Below are 16950 nucleotides of genomic sequence, written 5' to 3'. Positions count from 1 at the left end.
GTGTGGGAACATAGAGCTCGTATAATATGAAAAACTTAAGCGCTTTAATTAAAGTCACACCATTATTACTTCCTTTTGCGGTAGTCGCTGAACCAGAAGCTACGGACTCCGACCTTTATCAGCTTTCGTTTGAAGAGCTGTTGAACGTAAATGTCTCTATCGCAACCAAAACCGACGAAACGAGAGCATCGGTTCCCTCTAGTATTACTGTTTTTAATTCAGAACAAATAAATAGCCTAGGTGTCGACAATGTTTATGATTTAATGAACTTTGTACCTGGTTTTCAATCTACTCGAGGCGATTGGGTCGGGGCTGTGCCAAAAGAGCATACTCGCGGTGTGTACTTGGATACTGGACATGTGTTAGTGATGATTGACGGCCAAAGGCTCAATGAGTCCTCATTTGGTAAAGCATCAGTCTACACACCTTACATTCCGATTGAGATTATCAATAAAGTTGAATTTATCCGAGGTCCCGGTTCCGCCCTGTATGGTAGTAACGCCTTTCTTGGCGTGATGAATATTATTACCAAAAAGCGTAATAATCAGCTTTCTGTTGGTTATGGTGAACACGGCAGTGCGCAAGCAGCGTTGAATCTTTCAAGGCAAGTGTCGGACGAAACACGGCTCTATGCCAATTTAGCATTTAATAAACGCTCAGGGGATAGCTATTTTGGAGGTGCTGTAAAAGACCCGTTAGAATCACTTTTTGTTGTATTTGGAGGTAGCCATCAAGCGTTAACATGGCAAGTAAGGTTTAACCGTACTCAACTTGATGAGTTTTTAAATCTTTCCCGTTATTCCTCTGAAAACGAGCATAAAAGTGAGAACTATGCAGCAACATTTGAGTATCATTGGCAAGCTACTGAGCAACTAGAGTTAACGCATAAGTTAAGCTTTATTGAGCATAATATAGAAAGTGCAGGACTCATCGTTACTGCAGCAGAAATTGGTATCACGCAAGGAGGGGACTTCTTAGTTGGTCCAGCTTGGCAATCCAGAGACTTAACTTATAACTTAGATGGTGGTTATAAACAAAACGACCGGTTACAGTGGAATTTTGGCGTTGAGCTATCAAAAGAAGAACAAAGTAAAGCAGGCGTTAGAACCTCATATTACGATCAAAGTGCCGGTGATATTATCATCTATAACCACACTTATTTAGGTGGTATTCAAACCATATCTGATTACGCCCCTTTTTATCCGTTGCGACAAGACTTTGATTCATATGCTGGATACGTTCAAGCAAAGTATCGGTTTAGCGAGCAACTGAGTATGTTCGCGGGTGCACGATATGACGAAGTGAAAGATATAGATGATAAGTTATCGCCTAGACTAGCGTTCGTTTATGGTTACGATGAGGCAAACACTTTTAAGTTGCAATATGGGGAGTCTTTTCGCACCCCTGTGAGCAACGAACTTAACTCAAATGATGATGTTACATCAGGTAATTCGGAGTTAACTTCAGAATATGTAAAAACCACAGAGCTTGTTTGGCACTATCAAGATGAGTCTAAACAGTTTGATGTAGTGTTATTTGATAATAAGCTTGAAGACTTCATTAATCTAGTACCAATAGATGATGAACAAGCGGAGTTTACATTTGATAACGTCTTTGAGACGAGCATGCAGGGTATTGAAGTTAATGCTAATTTTAATCTGAGTGGCACAACTTGGATACAAGGCGCATACACCCAGTTATTTGACGAGCCATTAAATGGCAGTTTTAAAAAGTTTGCTGCACTTGCCTTTACTCATAAAAGAGAGGCGGTAGAAGTAACTTTAAATGCAATTTGGCGAGACACAACATTTATACCTGCTCCCCCTGAGTCAATTGTCGATGATTTCGAGCAGTCAAGTTACTACCTCATCGGCGGCACCGTTTCTTTCAATTTGGATAATCACGCTAAAATTCAACTGAAAGCTGAAAATCTTTTTGATAAAAAATACACCGTATTTGATCCAAGATTGATTGACGGTCATGTGCCACAACAGGGCAGAAATATCATGATTCTGTTTGAATATCGCTTTGGATTAAAATGATAATTAAAACCACCATTTATGAACTAATGGTGGTTTTTTTGCTTTCTTAGAAAGGATCAGGACATTTTCCTTTGCAAGGGTAGCCATTCCATCTGAGGATGATATTTCGCGATGTTGAGGATGAATAACCATCGTTATCACGAACTTTAGCCATTACATTGAAAGAGTCTCCATCTTGTCCAACAAGTTCAGTGGATGAACCACTCTGTTTTACGCCATTAACCCAAAGCTCCTGAGAACCAATCGAACCATCTTTATCTCTGGCAACGATATACACATGTCTATTAGCACTACCAGCTATTGCGCTATGCCAAATTTCGACCGACGGTTTATAGTCACACACAGTTTCATAAACGGCTTCCGAATGAGAAAAAGGAACATTATGTGCTGTACAAGATACTAAGTGAGTTTCTCGTAAGCGTGCGCCAGTAACTCCGGTAACCCACTGTTCTACTAATTCTTGTAGCTGAGCGCTATTTGAAGTTTGTAATGGTATATACTTGCGAATTGTAACAAAGTTATCATCCACGACATGACAACTTCCAATTCCAGAGGGACATGTGCTGTAGGCATATTCACCTACGCACGAAGCTTCACCTTCATAAAAGTTTTTAGTACCTGTTTGCTCGCTTCTGCAGTTAACCGGTTCATACTCTACGGCATTTGAGAAGCATGAAACACACATTAGAATTGAATAGATTATTACTTTCATACGTTTTCCTTGTTGTTTTTATATTACATACAAAAGATATATTTTTATTTATTAATTGTAAATGTTTGGTGTTTTGATTTTTTGGTTTTATAAAGAGGTGATCGAAATGGCTTTGGCTTATAAGTTAAAGAATAGGATAGACAAAATGTTTTCAACTGGAGACTTCTCATACCCTCTACTAGTAGGAGTTTCTGGCGTTCAGGGCTCTGGTAAATCAACACTAAGCTATTCTCTTTGTAAACAACTTAGGGAAGTTGGCATTGCCTGTAAGTGTGTGTCTCTTGATGATTTTTATTTAGACCCAGAAGAGCGGGCAGTGCTTGCTTCAAAGTTTCATCCGCTGTTTCAACAAAGAGGCTTGCCTGGTACTCATGATCTGCAACTATTACAAGGTGTTATAGACAGGTTTAAACGCGGCGAAGCATTAACTTTACCTGTATTTGATAAATCAATTGATAGGAAGTTGCCAAAATCAAAATGGCGAGAAGTTGAGGCGGGTTTACAGGTACTTATTATCGAGGGGTGGTGTATGGGAGTGGAGCCGCAGCCTAGCGATGAGTTAGCATCTCCCGTTAATCAATTTGAGCAAGAGTTTGATAAAGACGGTTCGTTTCGCTTACAAGTGAACCACATTTTATGTGAAGAGTATCAAGCTATTTTTTCACAATTAGATAGTCTCATTTATTTAAATGGAATGAGCTTCGACAGAGTATATCAGTGGCGCCTGCAACAAGAGCATATGCTCAAAGCATCGACTGGAAAGGGAATGAGTGATGAGCAAGTTAGACAATTCATTCAGCCATTTCAACGCCTTTCGGTATGGGGGATGCAAAGCTTACCAAACATCGCAGATATTGAAGTGTGTTTGGGTGAGGATAGAGCTGTGCTGCAAATAAACACTCAACTTGGTGAATAAACAAGTTGAGTGTAATTTTTACTAAAGTTGATGAATTAGGCCGCTAGCTCTTCAACACCAACGATTAACCAGGGTGCATCCCCCGTCGTTTTACGCTCTAAGTGCCATATTTCGTGGATAGGTTCTTCTTGCATGTCGCCGAGGTCACGATATTTGCCACTAAACTTAATGCTAACTTCCCAAACGTCAGGGCGTGTATCTGCACGGACTAACTCAGCATCAACAAACATCACTTCAGTGTTAACGTCGCCTTGCTGCTCTCGCTCACGTTTGAACTCTTCAACCAACTCTGGACTCAAGTATTCAGAAACCGTCGAAAAGTCGTTGTTATTCCAAGCGGTTTGAATGGTTTGATAATGCTGCCTTGCGCCTTGTAAAAAGCCGTTGATATCAAAATCTCTAGGCAGATTCATAGGCACGCTACTTGCGCCAAAACCACCGCCAATTGGTCCTTGGTTTTGAAATTGTTGTGGTGGTGGCGTATTGTTGTAGCCACCCATGTGCGGCGCACCGGCATAACTTGGCTGCTGTTTTTTTGCAAGCATGCCTTTAACCAATTTGAAGATTAAAAAGGCAGCAGCGGCAAGCAAAATCATTTCAAGGAATTGAAATCCTTCAAAATCATCGCCAAGCATTGCGGCAATTAGACCACCGGCTAGTAATCCGCCAAGTACACCGGCCATAATGCCTTTTTTACTCGACTTAGGTGTCGTAGTCGATTTTGCATTTAATGCTTGTGTATCAGTTTGCTGCTTTTGTTGGGTTGTTTGTGTTTGCTGGGTTTTTCCTGAGCTCTTACTACCAAACTTCTTTCTTGCTTCAGCATTAAAACTAGCTGTAAATAAAAAAGAAACAAGGGAAAGTAACACAATGAAATGTTTCATAAAGTTCCTATATACCAAAATAACTGCCGCCATTGTAAAGAACTAACATGGCTATTTAAATAGGTATGTACCTCAATTAAATTTGTATTTTGAGAGGTTTAGTAAGGATATTGAGACACCGCCCCAAAGAGTGGGGCGGTGGCGTTATAACCAGCGCAGTGAGCTTGTCACTTCTGATTGGAAGGTTTCAATCGGCGTACCTCGGTTTGCCACCAGTATGGTGTTGGCTTTGCCATCATGAGCAATTAAGCCTTCAAAGCGGTTATCACCAAAACTATCTTTGCCGTCAATCGTACTTTGTTGACCAGCTGGCACGACAAAAACCGTGAGTGGACCAAACTCGGATTGCATAACCAAGTGAAGGCTTTTTTGGCCTTTAAAATTACAAAATGTCGCGTAAACCACTTTACCCGGCAAGTTGTCGAACTTACCCCCAAACATCGCGAGCTTCTCGTTCACGGTTTGCAGTGACACTGATTCTTGCTTTTGCAGTGCATTCTCTTCGTAATACACATGAGCAAGCGCATGTTCACCGGTATCGACAGGGTGTCCAAAACCACCAAAGTAAAAGACCACGGCGGCAAAAAATACACTGGCGGCAATTGCAAATGGTGCAGTAGCGCGTCTAAACCAAGACATTTTCACTACTTTGTGTTCTTCCGTTTCAAGCTCCTTTTGCTTTGCAATTATCTTATCAGCCAACCCCTCAGGCACATCAATATCGAGTGATTTTCCCAAGAAATCGTCGAAAGCTTGCATTTCTTCGACCAGTGCTTGCAACTCAGGTTGCTGTTCGGCCTGTTTCTTGACCTCTTCATCATGAGGATCAGCAACGAGGCGGCGTCGAAATTCGAGTTCATCCATCAGTTTGATGCCCCCTTTATTGGTTCATATTCAGTCGTTAAAGCGTCTTTTAGCTGGTTGCGAGCACGGTATAACCTTGTCATCACCGTGTTTTTATTCAGCTCAAGTATATCGGCGATTTCATCCCCAGAGCATCCCATCACCACTTGCAGTAGCAGTGGTTCACGATATTCTGGTGCTAAGTTGGCTATTTGTCGTTGCACAACGGTTTGCTCCATTGCATCATCCAAAGCCGAACTGGTATCGTCGACCAGCGTATCTTGTTCAACCTCCGCATAGTCAAATTGCTTGCGCTCAAAACGACGTGCATTCTCTCGTCTTAAAATAGTTAATAACCAAGGCTTTGCTGCATTTTCATCTTGTAATGAATCGAGTGCGCGCCAAGCCCGCAAAAAAGTTTCTTGTACTAAGTCTTCTGCTATTGTCGGATCGCCAGACAACCAATAAGCGAACTTATATAGCTCTTTATGGTACATCCGAACCAGTGACTCGTAGTGATGTTGTTTACTGGCCATATCTATGAGACCTATCTTTTTGCAGGTTTATTTCAACAAAAACGTATTTTATTTTAGTTGATTTTGGGAATGTATCTCACACCAAGCATAATGGATCTGTTAATTATTTACTAACAAATCTAGTTCGTCTTGCAATAAAAAAGCGCCCTGAGGCGCTTATTGATATAGATTGCCTAAATTCTGGCTTTTATTTGTGTGAACCGTGCTTTTTACACTGGTTTTAATTTCATCATATAGTTGAGACAAGTCTACTTTTGCGCTATTGCCTCCATACAGCGAGCTTTGTAGCGTTTGTACCTGTGCGCGCAATGAGCTGGGTTGAAGTGCTAGCCATTGTGTCATGGTGATATTTTGTTGTTTGGTGTAGCGCAGTAGCGCTTGATAAAAGCCCGCTGGGTTATCTTGCTTAACCGCTTCTTCAAACGAAATAAAAAGTGCTGGATTTTCATCAGTGACCGTATTTACTAGTGGGTTTGAGGCCGGTTTTGCCCTTAGGCGCCATATTAGTAATGTTATTAGCCATAATACGTATCCGAAAGCGGCGAGTCCCCACATCCACAGCGGGATAACTTGCTCTGTGATCACGTTGGTTTGCGTAGCCGTTGATGGATTTACGCTTGGACTTGAAAGCGGCTGCGTGATTGGAGCAGCCTGTGGTAAGGCAGGCTGATTTGGATCATGAATTACGCTGACAGACTTACTTGGTAATGTCGCAAACTCTCCACGTTTAGTGATGGTGTTAAACCAAGGTAGTTTTACTTCGGGCAGAGTAAAATCACCGGCAAGTTGCGGTAGGTAAGCAAAAGAAATGGTTAACTGTGAGATGACTTTTCCATCTCGGGTAATTTGCTTACGCTCTGACGCGTCTGGATAAATTCTAAAGCCATTAACGTCTTCGAGCTGAATGTCAGGAAGCTGCTCTTTAGTAACACCCACTGCAGTGAGTGTTAGTGTTCGCGTGATGGGCGTCCCAACCATAAACTCGGTATCTTTGGGCTGCCATTCTTCAGAAAAATTCAAATATTCACTGGGTAGCCAGTTATCAGCAGCGTTAGCAGGGATTGGAGATACTGAAAAGTCAATGGTATTGCCAACCGCAGAAGTCGCCATTCTACGATAGCCATCTCTGATCTGGCCGTTGAAGATCGGCGGCTCTATGCTGAAATCACCACTTTTTTGTGGTTGGATCATATATTCGCGAGTGAGCACCATGTAGCGTCGGCCGTCAATAACTTCGTATTCTTCACTGGCTTTGCCCAATTGTGTGAAATTAGCGCCATCTGATATTGGGGCACTCAGTTGACCATCTAGTAGTTCTTTTCCTACATAGAGCTTAACGGTATAAAGCGCAGCCTGTTGAACATAGAGATTTTTTGTCTTGAGTTCGGTTTTTACGAATATATCTTCACTTTGCTGCTCATCATCACGAGCGACAACTTTTATTTCGATCGGCTGGGTCGTTTCACCATCTACCTCTAACGCAGGAATGGTGTAAGTACCCGGAGTGCGAGCAACGAGCTGCATTTGCCAGGTAGTGGAGCTTGAAACACTACCATTAATGATACTGGTTCTAGAACTGGTATTCACCGGGCTGGTGATAAAGTCGTTACTAAGCACAGAAACATCAGGAATGGTGCCTTTGACTTTGCCCTCAGCGATAATCGACAACGTGAAATATTCACCTGCGAGCACTGGGTTTTTGTCTACGCTGGCTGTGAGATTTTCCAAAGCCAACGAGGCGTGGCTTAATATCAACAAAGACAGAAAAAATAGAATGCGTTTTACCATGATTTTTCAGCTCCTCTTGGTAGACGTCTTTGTTTGCGTTGTTGTGCTTCTAGTTGCATTTTATTTCTCAATAATATGGCCGGATCATCAGGTACTTTTCTAAGCAGTTGATTAAGCTGTTGCGCTTTCTCAATTTCTTCAGGGGTAAGTGGCCGACTATCTTGCATCATTGCAGCTTGTGCCTTTTCTTCATCCTGCGGTGATTGCTTGGGATCGGGCGTAGGTGCGGCTTGTGCTTGCTGTTGTTTTTGCTCTTGAGTTTGTTCGTCAGCTGCTTGCCGGTCTTGGCGGGCAGCATCTAGCTCTGGCTCGTTGTTGTTTTGTTCTGACTCACTTCCTGCTTGTGAATTCTGTTGGTCTTGCTGACTTTGTTGGTCCTGCTGACCTTGTTGGTCCTGCTGACCTTGTTGGTCCTGCTGACCTTGTTGGTCCTGCTGACCTTGTTGCTCTTGCTGACCTTGTTGGTCTTGCTGACCTTGTTGGTCTTGCTGACCTTGTTGGTCTTGCTGACTTTGTTGGTCTTGCTGACTTTGTTGGTCTTGCTGACCTTGTTGGTCCTGCTGATTTTGCTGCTCTTGCTGGTCCTTTAACGCTTCGACTAACGCTTTATTATCCTTCGCTTGCGTAAAATCAGGAGCTAGGGATAAGGCTTTTTCGTAGGCAGAAATTGCGTCGTCTAATTTACCAAGCCGTGCTAGCGCATTGCCCAAATTGTATTGGCCTTCTACTGAGCTTGTTTGTTCGAGTGTTTTTACCGCTCCTTCGTAATCTCCAGCTTTATATAGGGCTGCACCTTTTAGTACCGGATTATCGGCAAGAGCAGCTTCATCGAACGCTTCATTTTGGTAGGCCTGCAGCGCGTTTTGGTCGCTATTTTTAAACCACTGTGTCCATTCATTCGCCAGCGCTTTTTGCTGCGGCAACATCGCAAAAACAACCAAAGCACTGAGCATAACTGCGTGATTTCGAACCAATAGCAGTGCAAGTGGGATAAGTACAATCAGCAGATATATTCCCGCATCTACTCGCCACTTAGCACTTTCTTGGTCGCGTTTAAGCACCGATGTATTTGCACCCAAATTAGGTTTAAATGTTTCTATGTCACTGCTGTCAGCGGTATAGCTGGCAAATTTTCCACCTTTTACTCTAGCGAGTTTTTCAAGTCGAGTCGGGAATAACTTTGGCACGACTATCTGACCATATTGGTCTTTTAAAAAGCCGCCTTCAGGTAATTTGATTGGTGCGCCTTGCGCCGTACCTAAGGCATAGATACTTAACTTAAATGGGCTGTCAGAAAGAAGCTTTTGTACATCTTCAGCGTCTTCTTGTTCAAGTCCATCGGTTACCAAAATAATGTCACCATAGGTTGCACTTGCACCTGTTAATAAGCTAACGGCTTCTTCGATGCCTGCATATACGTTAGAGCCTTTTGAGGGCATGATCTCTGGACGAAGGCTCGGGATCAAATTCTCAAGAGTGGTGACGTCCGTTGTGAGTGGTGACACGGTAAAAGCATCGCCTGCATAGGCAACTAAACCCGTTTCGCCTTCTTTAAAGAGCTTGAGCATGTCTAAAGTCTTAAATCTCGCTTGCGTTAAGCGGTTTGGCGCGAGATCGGTCGAGTACATAGAATAAGACATATCCAGCACTAACACTCTAGGTGCCTGAGTTTTAAAAACCGGTACTTCTTGTTTTTCGATACTTGGTCCTGCAACCGCAATAATGGCCAACAAAAAAAACACAATACCAAGCCAAGAGTTACTTTGTTTTTGGTGCTTTTGACCATCGGCTCCCATCACCACCTTCATCAGGTGCGGTGCGATAAGTTGCGCTGATTTTTGATTGGACTTTTTAGACCATTGCAATGCACTGTATATCACCCAAGGAATAAGGAGCCAAAGTAGATGTGGGCGAATAAATTCAAATTCCATCATATTATTTACCCTCTTAATTTTGTTCTTAGTACGAGACTTAGCTGAACCACAAAAAGCAAGCCGAGTATCGCGAGGAGAGGAATATAAAACAGTGAAATCTTAGGACGGAAAGTCTGTGTTTCATCACTTATCGGCTCTAGCTCATCGAGCATAGCGTAGATCTGTTGTAGGCCTTCCACGTCTTTTGCGCGAAAATATTGCCCACCAGTTTCTTTGGCGATATGTTGCAACGTTTTCTCGTCGATACTACTACCAGCCATAGAATTAAAACCAAATAAACCAAAACCGCGTCTACCATCAGAGCCAACACCAACAGTATAAATCTTTATGCCCTCTTCTCGGGCTAAGATCAGTGCTTCTTCTGGTTGAAGGTTGCCCGCGGTGTTTTGACCATCGGTCAGCAAAATCAAGATTTTGTTACTTTGTTCACGTTTACCAAAACGCTTTACCGACAAACCAATAGCATCGCCAATCGCTGTGGCGCGTCCAACTAAACCAATTTGTGCCTCACTAAGCATTTGGCTAACCGTCGCTAAATCTCGGGTGAGTGGCGTTTGCAAAAACGCGGTGTCACCAAAAAGAATAAGTCCCAGACGATCTCCTTGGCGCGCTTCGATAAAGTCGCTAACAACGGCTTTGACGACAGACAATCTGTCCACTAAGCGACCTTGGTATTCCATATCTTGCTCTGTCATTGAGGCCGACAAGTCAACGGCAAGCATAATATCGCGTCCCTCGTTTGGTACAACGATTGGGTCGTCAAGCCAAGTCGGGTTTGCCGCTGCGGTTACCAGTAGTAGCCAGATGAGTGTTTCTACTAGGCTTACTTTTGCGCGCTTATTGAGTTGATTTGTGCTCGCGAGTTGTAACTTCGCGGCACTTGGCATACGAATATTGATGTTGGTCTGCGCGATACTCGGTTTAAACTTCGCAATTAGCCAAGGCAGAGGTAACAATAAAAAGGCAAGGGGCCAACTAAACTCAAACATCGAGACGCTCCTTCACTTTGAAGGTATTAATCGCACGACATAGTTTATCGCTGAGTGCGGGGTCTTGAGTCGGAGCATATAACGAGTCGAGCTCTTGCTGAGTGAGTTCAACGCGTGTGAGTCTTGCTTGTAGCGTTAACCATGCTTGGCCCGATCTACTTGCAGCGGTATCACCGTAATAGTGTTTTACTAAACGTTTGAGTATGGTGTGTAATGCTTGGGCATTACCCTGCGAATGACTCAGTTTTACGGCTTCCTTTTTTGCCTTTAAAAATTGCTGGCGACGATACAATAGCCAACATATAGCCCCAAATATTGTGAGTAGAACACAAATGGCTCCCCACATTGGATAAGAAAGTGGCCACCAGCTCACGCTTTGAGGGATGACCACATCATTAAGCTGGTCGAGTGGATTGACTTGCATTTAACCCCTCATGATTTGTAATTCGATTGGTAATGACGCGTCGTACTTTTGTAACGACATACCAGAGCGCTTAAGTAGCGCTAATCTTCGATTGAAAAAGTCAGACGCATTTTGCGAGAATTTGTCTCTAAATTGCTTGTCCATCAAGGGCAATGTCCAGTTTTGTTCACCAGCTGAGACCTCAATCGCTTGACTGTATTCAGGCAGGTGATGCTCAAAAGGATCGCTTACCATACAACCAATTACTTCGTTATGGCGGGTGGCACGCTCTAGCAATTTAAAGCTTTCATCATTCAACTCCGTAAAGTCCGAAATGAGATAAATCAGGCTGCCGGGTTTGGCTAGATGCACAAGCCGTTTTAAATTCTCATTGAAACGATCCCCCGAGGGGGAGTCTCTTTTTGAATTAATGCTTGTTCGTGTAGGGCACAAAACTGATGAGCTAGCGCAAGCACTCCACGGTCGCGAGCAATCGGTTTTAGCTCGTGGTGATTGCTGTCATTAAATACCACACCACCAACACGGTCGCCGCGTTGGCATGCAGCCCAAGACACCAAAATGCCTAAGTGCGCCGCAAGCACCGACTTAAGTAACAGCTTTGAACCAAATAGCATGCTTGAGGAAAAGTCACAAAATACAAAAACGGGGCGTTCTTTCTCTTCTTGAAAGAGTTTCGTGTGTGCTTCACCGGTACGCGCGGTAACTCGCCAGTCAATCGCACGAATATCATCACCATATTGGTATTGTCTGACTTCAGCGAACTCCATCCCCCGACCTTTATGCGGTGCAAGGTATTGTCCTGATTGAGCACTTTTCACTTTTCCTCTTGGTTTGAGCGAAAGTAAATGCGCTTTGGACTTATAAAAAAGTAGCTCTTTCAGGCCGAGTTCGACACCATTACTGTGGCTTTCATTAAACCAGCTGGCTGAATTAAACTGCTTGATGTCGTTCATAGTATTATGGAACAGCAACCAATTCTAAAATCTTACTGATCACCTGATCTTTGGTGATCCCATCCGCCTGTGCCTCATAACTCAGCACGATACGGTGGCGTAGCACGTTATGTACCACAGCTTGAATATCTTCTGGGGTGACAAAGTCTCTGCCTTGTAGCCACGCATGAGCACGAGAACATTTATCAAGCGCAATTGTAGCTCGAGGGCTCGCACCATAATCAATCCAGCTTGCAAGCGTTGCATCAAAGCGTTGTGGCTGTCTGGTCGCAATAATTAATTGTACAAGATATTGCTCCAGAGGCTCAGCAAGGTGCATGCTTAGTACGGTTTTACGGGCCTCAAATAGGGTTGCTTGACTAATAGGTGTGAAGGTTGCTTGATACTCCTCCAGCGCCTCGCCACGAGTGAGGCGCAAAATATCGACCTCGGTTTCTGCATCCGGATAATCGATATTCAGATGGAGTAAAAAGCGGTCAAGCTGCGCTTCAGGTAGCGGGTATGTACCTTCTTGTTCAAGCGGGTTTTGCGTTGCCATTACCATAAATAGCTCAGGTAACGGATACGTTGTTTTGCCAACGGTTATTTGGCGTTCGGCCATTGCTTCTAGTAGTGCTGATTGCACTTTGGCTGGCGCTCGGTTGATTTCGTCAGCCAAAATCAAATGATGAAAAAGCGGGCCTTTCTCAAATACAAATTCATTGGTTTGTTGGCGATAGATATCTGTACCAGTTACATCAGAAGGCAATAAGTCAGGGGTAAATTGGACGCGTTGGAAGCTCCCTTCAATGCCTTTAGCCAGCGCATTTACTGCACGGGTCTTAGCTAGACCTGGGGGGCCTTCAACCAATAAATGACCATCTGCTAAAAGCGCGATAAGCAAGGATTCGGTCAGTGCACTTTGTCCTAAAATTTGGGTATCTAAATATTCTTTTAGTTGAGAAAACTCGTTTACTGCCATGAGACTGCCTTTTAAGCCGACAAAAATAAAAATAGTTATATGGACGCGGAATGAATAATCAAGTTGATTAGACCCATAATTTTAGAAAAGTTCATAAATTTTAAATAACAATTTCAAATACTTTGAGATTGCTTGAAAAAACATCTAAAGTTGGTTTTCACGGTTTAAAAAGCAGCCATTTCGTGCTTTGCTATTGGCAACTTCGATTTGGTTGTTTAGAATCGGAGGAAATTAACAGGTCAGACCTGTCAGCGGGAGAGCAAAATTCATGTCTGAACAAAACATACTAAAAACATCAAAAGGCGACCGAATCGCTATCGTGAGCGGCCTGCGTACGCCATTCGCAAAGCAAGCTACCGCTTTTCACCACGTTCCAGCCCTAGATTTAGGTAAAATCGTCGTCAACGAAATGCTTGAGCGTTTGAACTTCGATCGTAAAGAAATCGACCAACTGGTATTCGGCCAAGTTGTACAAATGCCGGAAGCACCAAACATTGCGCGTGAAATCGTGCTTGGCACTGGCATGCCCGTTTCTGTTGACGCTTACTCTGTATCACGTGCATGCGCAACCAGTTTCCAAGCGATTGCTAACGTTGCAGAGAGTATTATTTCAGGTCAAGTGAGTGTCGGTGTCGCTGGTGGTGCGGATTCTTCATCAGTGCTACCGATTGGCGTGAGCAAAAAGCTTGCAGGTAGCCTTGTTGACTTGAACAAAGCACGTACACTTAAGCAGCGTTTACAGATTTTCTCAAAGCTAAGACTCAAAGACTTACTACCAGTGCCACCGGCAGTTGCAGAATATTCGACTGGCTTATCAATGGGGCAAACCGCTGAGCAAATGGCTAAGACTCACGGGATCAGCCGTGCAGATCAAGATGCGATGGCGCACCGCTCACATACCTTAGCTGCAAAAGCGTGGTCGGAAGGCTTATTAAACAATGAAGTAATGGCTGCCCATGTTGAGCCATACAAAAGCTTTATTGATAAAGATAATAACATCCGTGAAAACTCCTCATTGGAAAGCTACGCCAAGTTAAAGCCTGTATTTGACAGACAGCACGGCTCAGTAACTGCAGCAAATGCAACGCCACTGACCGATGGTGCGGCGGCAGTATTAATGATGAGCGAAAGCAAAGCCAAAGCGCTTGGTTATGACATCTTAGGTTATGTGCGTAGTTTCGCCTTCTCTGCTATCGGCGTACACGAAGATATGTTGATGGGTCCTGCACATTCAACGCCTGTAGCACTTGACCGTGCGGGTATTACACTTGCTGATCTTGACCTGATAGAAATGCATGAAGCTTTCGCAGCGCAAGCGCTGTCCAATATGAAAATGTTTGGCTCAGACAAATTCGCGCAAGAAAAACTTGGTCGCAGTAAAGCAATTGGCGAAATCGACATGGATAAGTTTAACGTGCTTGGTGGTTCACTTGCATATGGTCACCCATTCGCAGCAACCGGCGCACGCTTGATCACGCAAAGCCTACATGAGCTTAAGCGCCGCGGCGGTGGTCTTGCATTGACAACTGCCTGTGCTGCAGGTGGTCTTGGAGCAGCATTCGTATTGGAGAGCGCATAATGTCAGTATTTTCTTATGAATTAAACGACCATAAAGTCGCCATCGTCACCATCGACGTGCCGGGCGAAAAAATGAACACCCTACGTGATACATTTGCTGATGAATTATTAGAGATCATCGCAAAGAGTAAGCAAGACGACGTAACGGGTATGGTTTTTATCAGTGGTAAAGACGATAATTTTATCGCTGGTGCAGACATTAAAATGCTAGACAGCGCGAAAACCCGCGAAGATGCGTTAGCGATTTCGGAAATGTGTCATAAAACTTTCTTTAAATTGGCTGATTTACCATTCCCGACCGTTGCCGCGATCCACGGTGTAGCACTGGGTGGTGGCTTAGAGTTTGCGCTGGCTTGTGATTACCGTGTATGTACTGAAGACAGCAAGACTAAATTGGGTCTTCCAGAAGTACAGCTTGGTCTATTGCCAGGCGGTGGCGGTACACAGCGTCTACCGAAATTAGTTGGTATTCAAAAAGCACTTGAATGGATGCTAACTGGTAAACAAGTTCGACCTAAGCAAGCGAAAAAAGCGGGCCTAGTTGACGATTCCGTGCCGCACAGTATTTTACTCGACGTAGCGGTGAAGCTTGCCAGAAAAGGTAAGCCTAAGCCTCGCAAACCGAAATTAGACAAAATTAGCCAATTGCTAGAGTCTAACCCGTTCGGACGCAATATCATTTTCAAAAAAGCACAAGAAAATGTTGAGAAGAAAACGGGTGGTCACTATCCAGCGCCGCTCGCTATCATCAAAGCGGTACGTGCATCTGTAGAGCTGGACAAGCTTAAAGGTTATAAAACCGAAGCCGAGGGTTTTGCTGATTTAGTGATGTCTGAAGTATCGCGCTCGCTACGTGGGATTTTCTTTGCGACAACGGAAATGAAAAAGGATTTCCAAGGTGAAGATCTTGCTCCTGTGAAGCGTGTTGCAGTGCTAGGTGGTGGCTTAATGGGCGCAGGTATTACCCATGTTAGTGCGGTTAAAGCAGGCACACCAGTACGTATTAAAGATGTTGCGCATCAGGGCATTAGCAACGCATTAAATTACAGCTATAAGATCCTAACTCAACGCCAAAAGCGTCGTATTATTTCAAAGGCAGAGATGCAGTCAACTTTGAATATGATCACGGGGACAACAGATTACTCTGGTTTTAAACACACAGACATGGTGATTGAAGCCGTATTTGAAGACTTAGACCTTAAACAGTCGATGGTGGCGGATATTGAACGCGAATGTAGTGAGAGTACGATATTTGCAAGTAATACGTCATCATTACCAATCGGCCAAATCGCGGCAAAAGCGACGCGTCCTGAAAACGTAATTGGTTTGCATTATTTCTCACCAGTAGAAAAAATGCCGCTGGTGGAGATCATTCCGCACGACACCACCAGTGATGAGGTTATTGCGCGCACTGTGGCTTTTGCTCGTAAGCAAGGGAAAACACCAATCGTCGTAAAAGACAAAGCTGGTTTTTACGTAAACCGTATTCTGGCACCTTATGTCAACGAAGCAGCAAATCTTTTGCTTGCCGGTGAGCCGATAGAGAAAATCGATCAAGCCTTGGTTGAGTTTGGTTTCCCAGTTGGTCCTCTTGCGCTTCTTGATGAAGTAGGTGTAGACATTGGCTCTAAGATTGCGCCAATTCTAGAAAAAGAATTAGGTGCTCGATTTAAGGCGCCGGATGCTTTTGCACGTATGATAGATAGTAAACGTCTTGGTCGCAAATCTGGTCGTGGTTTCTACACCTATGAAGGTAAAAAAGGCAAGCAAGTGGACGAGTCAGTTTATGAGTTACTCGGTGTCACGCCTTCTCCTAAATTGAATAAACAAGAAATTGCGAACCGCTGCGTTGCACAGATGCTCAATGAGGCTGCGCGCTGTCTTGATGAAGGTATTATCCGTAATGCAAGAGATGGTGATATTGGTGCTATTTTTGGCATTGGTTTCCCTCCATTCTTGGGCGGCCCATTTAGTTATATGGACAAAAAAGGCGCCAATAAGGTGTGTTCAGAGCTATCAACATACGCTGCTGATAACCCTGTATTTACACCTGCGGAGCCGCTACTTGCTATGGCCGAAGAAGGCAAAGCTTATTACGAGTAACGATACCAATTTATCTAGGGCTTGTTGACCTTCGCTGTTTGATTTTTGTTCTTCTGAGTGTGTTTTGGTAGCGACGCTCGACTTGCCGCCTAGTAATCTAGGCAAAAGTTGAGCAACAATGAACAAAGCGCACTCAGGTGAACCCAAAGGGCAGCGCTTGACTGGCATTTCTACTGTGTTATCGCCAGGCTTACATAGAATGACTATGCTACGCAGGCTTTGCCTTGTATAAATACCAGTCAAACTGCTGCAAAAACAAACTTGAAAGATCAACAGGCCCTAATACT

14 protein-coding genes and 1 pseudogene are annotated in these 16950 nt (G+C 43.8%); 4 read left to right on the top strand and 11 right to left on the bottom strand.

Annotated elements, in window-relative coordinates; genetic code table 11:
• Positions 1 to 26 precede the first annotated feature (26 nt).
• Positions 27 to 2042 carry a TonB-dependent receptor gene (locus GSF04_RS01655; protein WP_211857297.1) on the top strand — a complete coding sequence of 672 codons (2016 nt, stop codon included), beginning with the start codon at positions 27 to 29 and terminating at the stop codon, positions 2040 to 2042.
• Between the two features lie 46 nt (positions 2043 to 2088).
• Here the strand turns inward: GSF04_RS01655 and GSF04_RS01650 are convergent, their stop codons facing one another.
• Complete coding sequence (locus GSF04_RS01650) at positions 2089 to 2754, bottom strand: hypothetical protein (protein WP_130127318.1); 666 nt, start codon at positions 2752 to 2754, stop codon at positions 2089 to 2091.
• A 145-nt stretch (positions 2755 to 2899) separates the two neighbouring features.
• On the opposite strand from GSF04_RS01650, the gene GSF04_RS01645 reads away from it, so the two are divergent.
• On the top strand, positions 2900 to 3670 hold the full coding sequence (locus GSF04_RS01645) for a kinase (protein ID WP_039495484.1): 771 nt from the start codon (positions 2900 to 2902) through the stop codon (positions 3668 to 3670).
• A gap of 35 nt (positions 3671 to 3705) precedes the next feature.
• On the opposite strand, the gene GSF04_RS01640 is transcribed toward GSF04_RS01645, so the two are convergent.
• The 9 genes and pseudogenes from GSF04_RS01640 to GSF04_RS01600 all read right to left on the bottom strand — a co-directional run bounded on the left by GSF04_RS01640 (position 3706) and on the right by GSF04_RS01600 (position 12982).
• Positions 3706 to 4554, bottom strand: coding sequence for a Tim44-like domain-containing protein (locus GSF04_RS01640; RefSeq protein WP_039494867.1), 849 nt, complete (start codon positions 4552 to 4554; stop codon positions 3706 to 3708).
• 144 nt (positions 4555 to 4698) lie between these two features.
• Positions 4699 to 5418: a DUF3379 family protein gene (locus tag GSF04_RS01635; protein ID WP_211857296.1), complete on the bottom strand. Its 720-nt coding sequence runs from the start codon at positions 5416 to 5418 to the stop codon at positions 4699 to 4701.
• On the bottom strand, positions 5418 to 5933 hold the full coding sequence (locus GSF04_RS01630; protein ID WP_010605216.1) for a sigma-70 family RNA polymerase sigma factor: 516 nt from the start codon (positions 5931 to 5933) through the stop codon (positions 5418 to 5420). Before GSF04_RS01630 ends, GSF04_RS01635 begins: the two co-directional genes overlap by 1 nt.
• A gap of 156 nt (positions 5934 to 6089) precedes the next feature.
• Positions 6090 to 7721: a BatD family protein gene (locus tag GSF04_RS01625; RefSeq protein WP_211857295.1), complete on the bottom strand. Its 1632-nt coding sequence runs from the start codon at positions 7719 to 7721 to the stop codon at positions 6090 to 6092.
• Positions 7715 to 9652 carry a VWA domain-containing protein gene (locus GSF04_RS01620; protein ID WP_211857466.1) on the bottom strand — a complete coding sequence of 646 codons (1938 nt, stop codon included), beginning with the start codon at positions 9650 to 9652 and terminating at the stop codon, positions 7715 to 7717. Before GSF04_RS01620 ends, GSF04_RS01625 begins: the two co-directional genes overlap by 7 nt.
• Before the next feature lie 8 nt (positions 9653 to 9660).
• Positions 9661 to 10644, bottom strand: coding sequence for a VWA domain-containing protein (locus GSF04_RS01615; protein WP_211857293.1), 984 nt, complete (start codon positions 10642 to 10644; stop codon positions 9661 to 9663).
• On the bottom strand, positions 10637 to 11068 hold the full coding sequence (locus tag GSF04_RS01610) for a DUF4381 domain-containing protein (protein ID WP_211857291.1): 432 nt from the start codon (positions 11066 to 11068) through the stop codon (positions 10637 to 10639). Before GSF04_RS01610 ends, GSF04_RS01615 begins: the two co-directional genes overlap by 8 nt.
• A pseudogene (locus tag GSF04_RS01605) lies at positions 11069 to 12021 on the bottom strand (DUF58 domain-containing protein).
• Between the two features lie 4 nt (positions 12022 to 12025).
• On the bottom strand, positions 12026 to 12982 hold the full coding sequence (locus GSF04_RS01600; protein WP_010377722.1) for a MoxR family ATPase: 957 nt from the start codon (positions 12980 to 12982) through the stop codon (positions 12026 to 12028).
• Positions 12983 to 13250: 268 nt separating this feature from the next.
• On the opposite strand from GSF04_RS01600, the gene fadI reads away from it, so the two are divergent.
• Together fadI and fadJ are read left to right on the top strand one after the other, a co-directional pair.
• Positions 13251 to 14561, top strand: coding sequence for an acetyl-CoA C-acyltransferase FadI (fadI, locus tag GSF04_RS01595; protein WP_010605222.1), 1311 nt, complete (start codon positions 13251 to 13253; stop codon positions 14559 to 14561).
• Positions 14561 to 16663: a fatty acid oxidation complex subunit alpha FadJ gene (fadJ, locus tag GSF04_RS01590; RefSeq protein WP_211857290.1), complete on the top strand. Its 2103-nt coding sequence runs from the start codon at positions 14561 to 14563 to the stop codon at positions 16661 to 16663. The genes fadI and fadJ overlap by 1 nt, the downstream gene beginning before the upstream one ends.
• Here the strand turns inward: fadJ and GSF04_RS23480 are convergent.
• On the bottom strand, positions 16622 to 16831 hold the full coding sequence (locus GSF04_RS23480) for a hypothetical protein (protein WP_312026974.1): 210 nt from the start codon (positions 16829 to 16831) through the stop codon (positions 16622 to 16624). The genes fadJ and GSF04_RS23480 overlap by 42 nt on opposite strands.
• Between the last annotated feature and the right edge of the window lie 119 nt (positions 16832 to 16950).

This window comes from Pseudoalteromonas sp. A22 (assembly GCF_018141345.1).
Taxonomy (GTDB): Bacteria; Pseudomonadota; Gammaproteobacteria; order Enterobacterales; family Alteromonadaceae; genus Pseudoalteromonas; species Pseudoalteromonas maricaloris.
The sequence above is the reverse complement of the archived record's forward strand: the minus strand, read 5'-3'. Positions and strand labels throughout refer to the sequence as shown.

Bases quoted from the DNA above. Each gene is read 5' to 3' on its own strand.
- GSF04_RS01645 (WP_039495484.1), top strand. From the start codon at position 2,900: ATGTTTTCAACTGGAGACTTCTCATACCCTCTACTAGTAGGAGTTTCT.
- GSF04_RS01640 (WP_039494867.1), bottom strand. From the start codon at position 4,554: ATGAAACATTTCATTGTGTTACTTTCCCTTGTTTCTTTTTTATTTACA.
- GSF04_RS01630 (WP_010605216.1), bottom strand. From the start codon at position 5,933: ATGGCCAGTAAACAACATCACTACGAGTCACTGGTTCGGATGTACCAT.
- GSF04_RS01615 (WP_211857293.1), bottom strand. From the start codon at position 10,644: ATGTTTGAGTTTAGTTGGCCCCTTGCCTTTTTATTGTTACCTCTGCCT.
- fadI (WP_010605222.1), top strand. From the start codon at position 13,251: ATGTCTGAACAAAACATACTAAAAACATCAAAAGGCGACCGAATCGCT.
- GSF04_RS01635 (WP_211857296.1), bottom strand. From the start codon at position 5,418: ATGGATGAACTCGAATTTCGACGCCGCCTCGTTGCTGATCCTCATGAT.
- GSF04_RS23480 (WP_312026974.1), bottom strand. From the start codon at position 16,831: ATGCCAGTCAAGCGCTGCCCTTTGGGTTCACCTGAGTGCGCTTTGTTC.
- GSF04_RS01610 (WP_211857291.1), bottom strand. From the start codon at position 11,068: ATGCAAGTCAATCCACTCGACCAGCTTAATGATGTGGTCATCCCTCAA.
- GSF04_RS01620 (WP_211857466.1), bottom strand. From the start codon at position 9,652: ATGGAATTTGAATTTATTCGCCCACATCTACTTTGGCTCCTTATTCCT.
- GSF04_RS01625 (WP_211857295.1), bottom strand. From the start codon at position 7,721: ATGGTAAAACGCATTCTATTTTTTCTGTCTTTGTTGATATTAAGCCAC.
- GSF04_RS01600 (WP_010377722.1), bottom strand. From the start codon at position 12,982: ATGGCAGTAAACGAGTTTTCTCAACTAAAAGAATATTTAGATACCCAA.
- fadJ (WP_211857290.1), top strand. From the start codon at position 14,561: ATGTCAGTATTTTCTTATGAATTAAACGACCATAAAGTCGCCATCGTC.
- GSF04_RS01655 (WP_211857297.1), top strand. From the start codon at position 27: ATGAAAAACTTAAGCGCTTTAATTAAAGTCACACCATTATTACTTCCT.
- GSF04_RS01650 (WP_130127318.1), bottom strand. From the start codon at position 2,754: ATGAAAGTAATAATCTATTCAATTCTAATGTGTGTTTCATGCTTCTCA.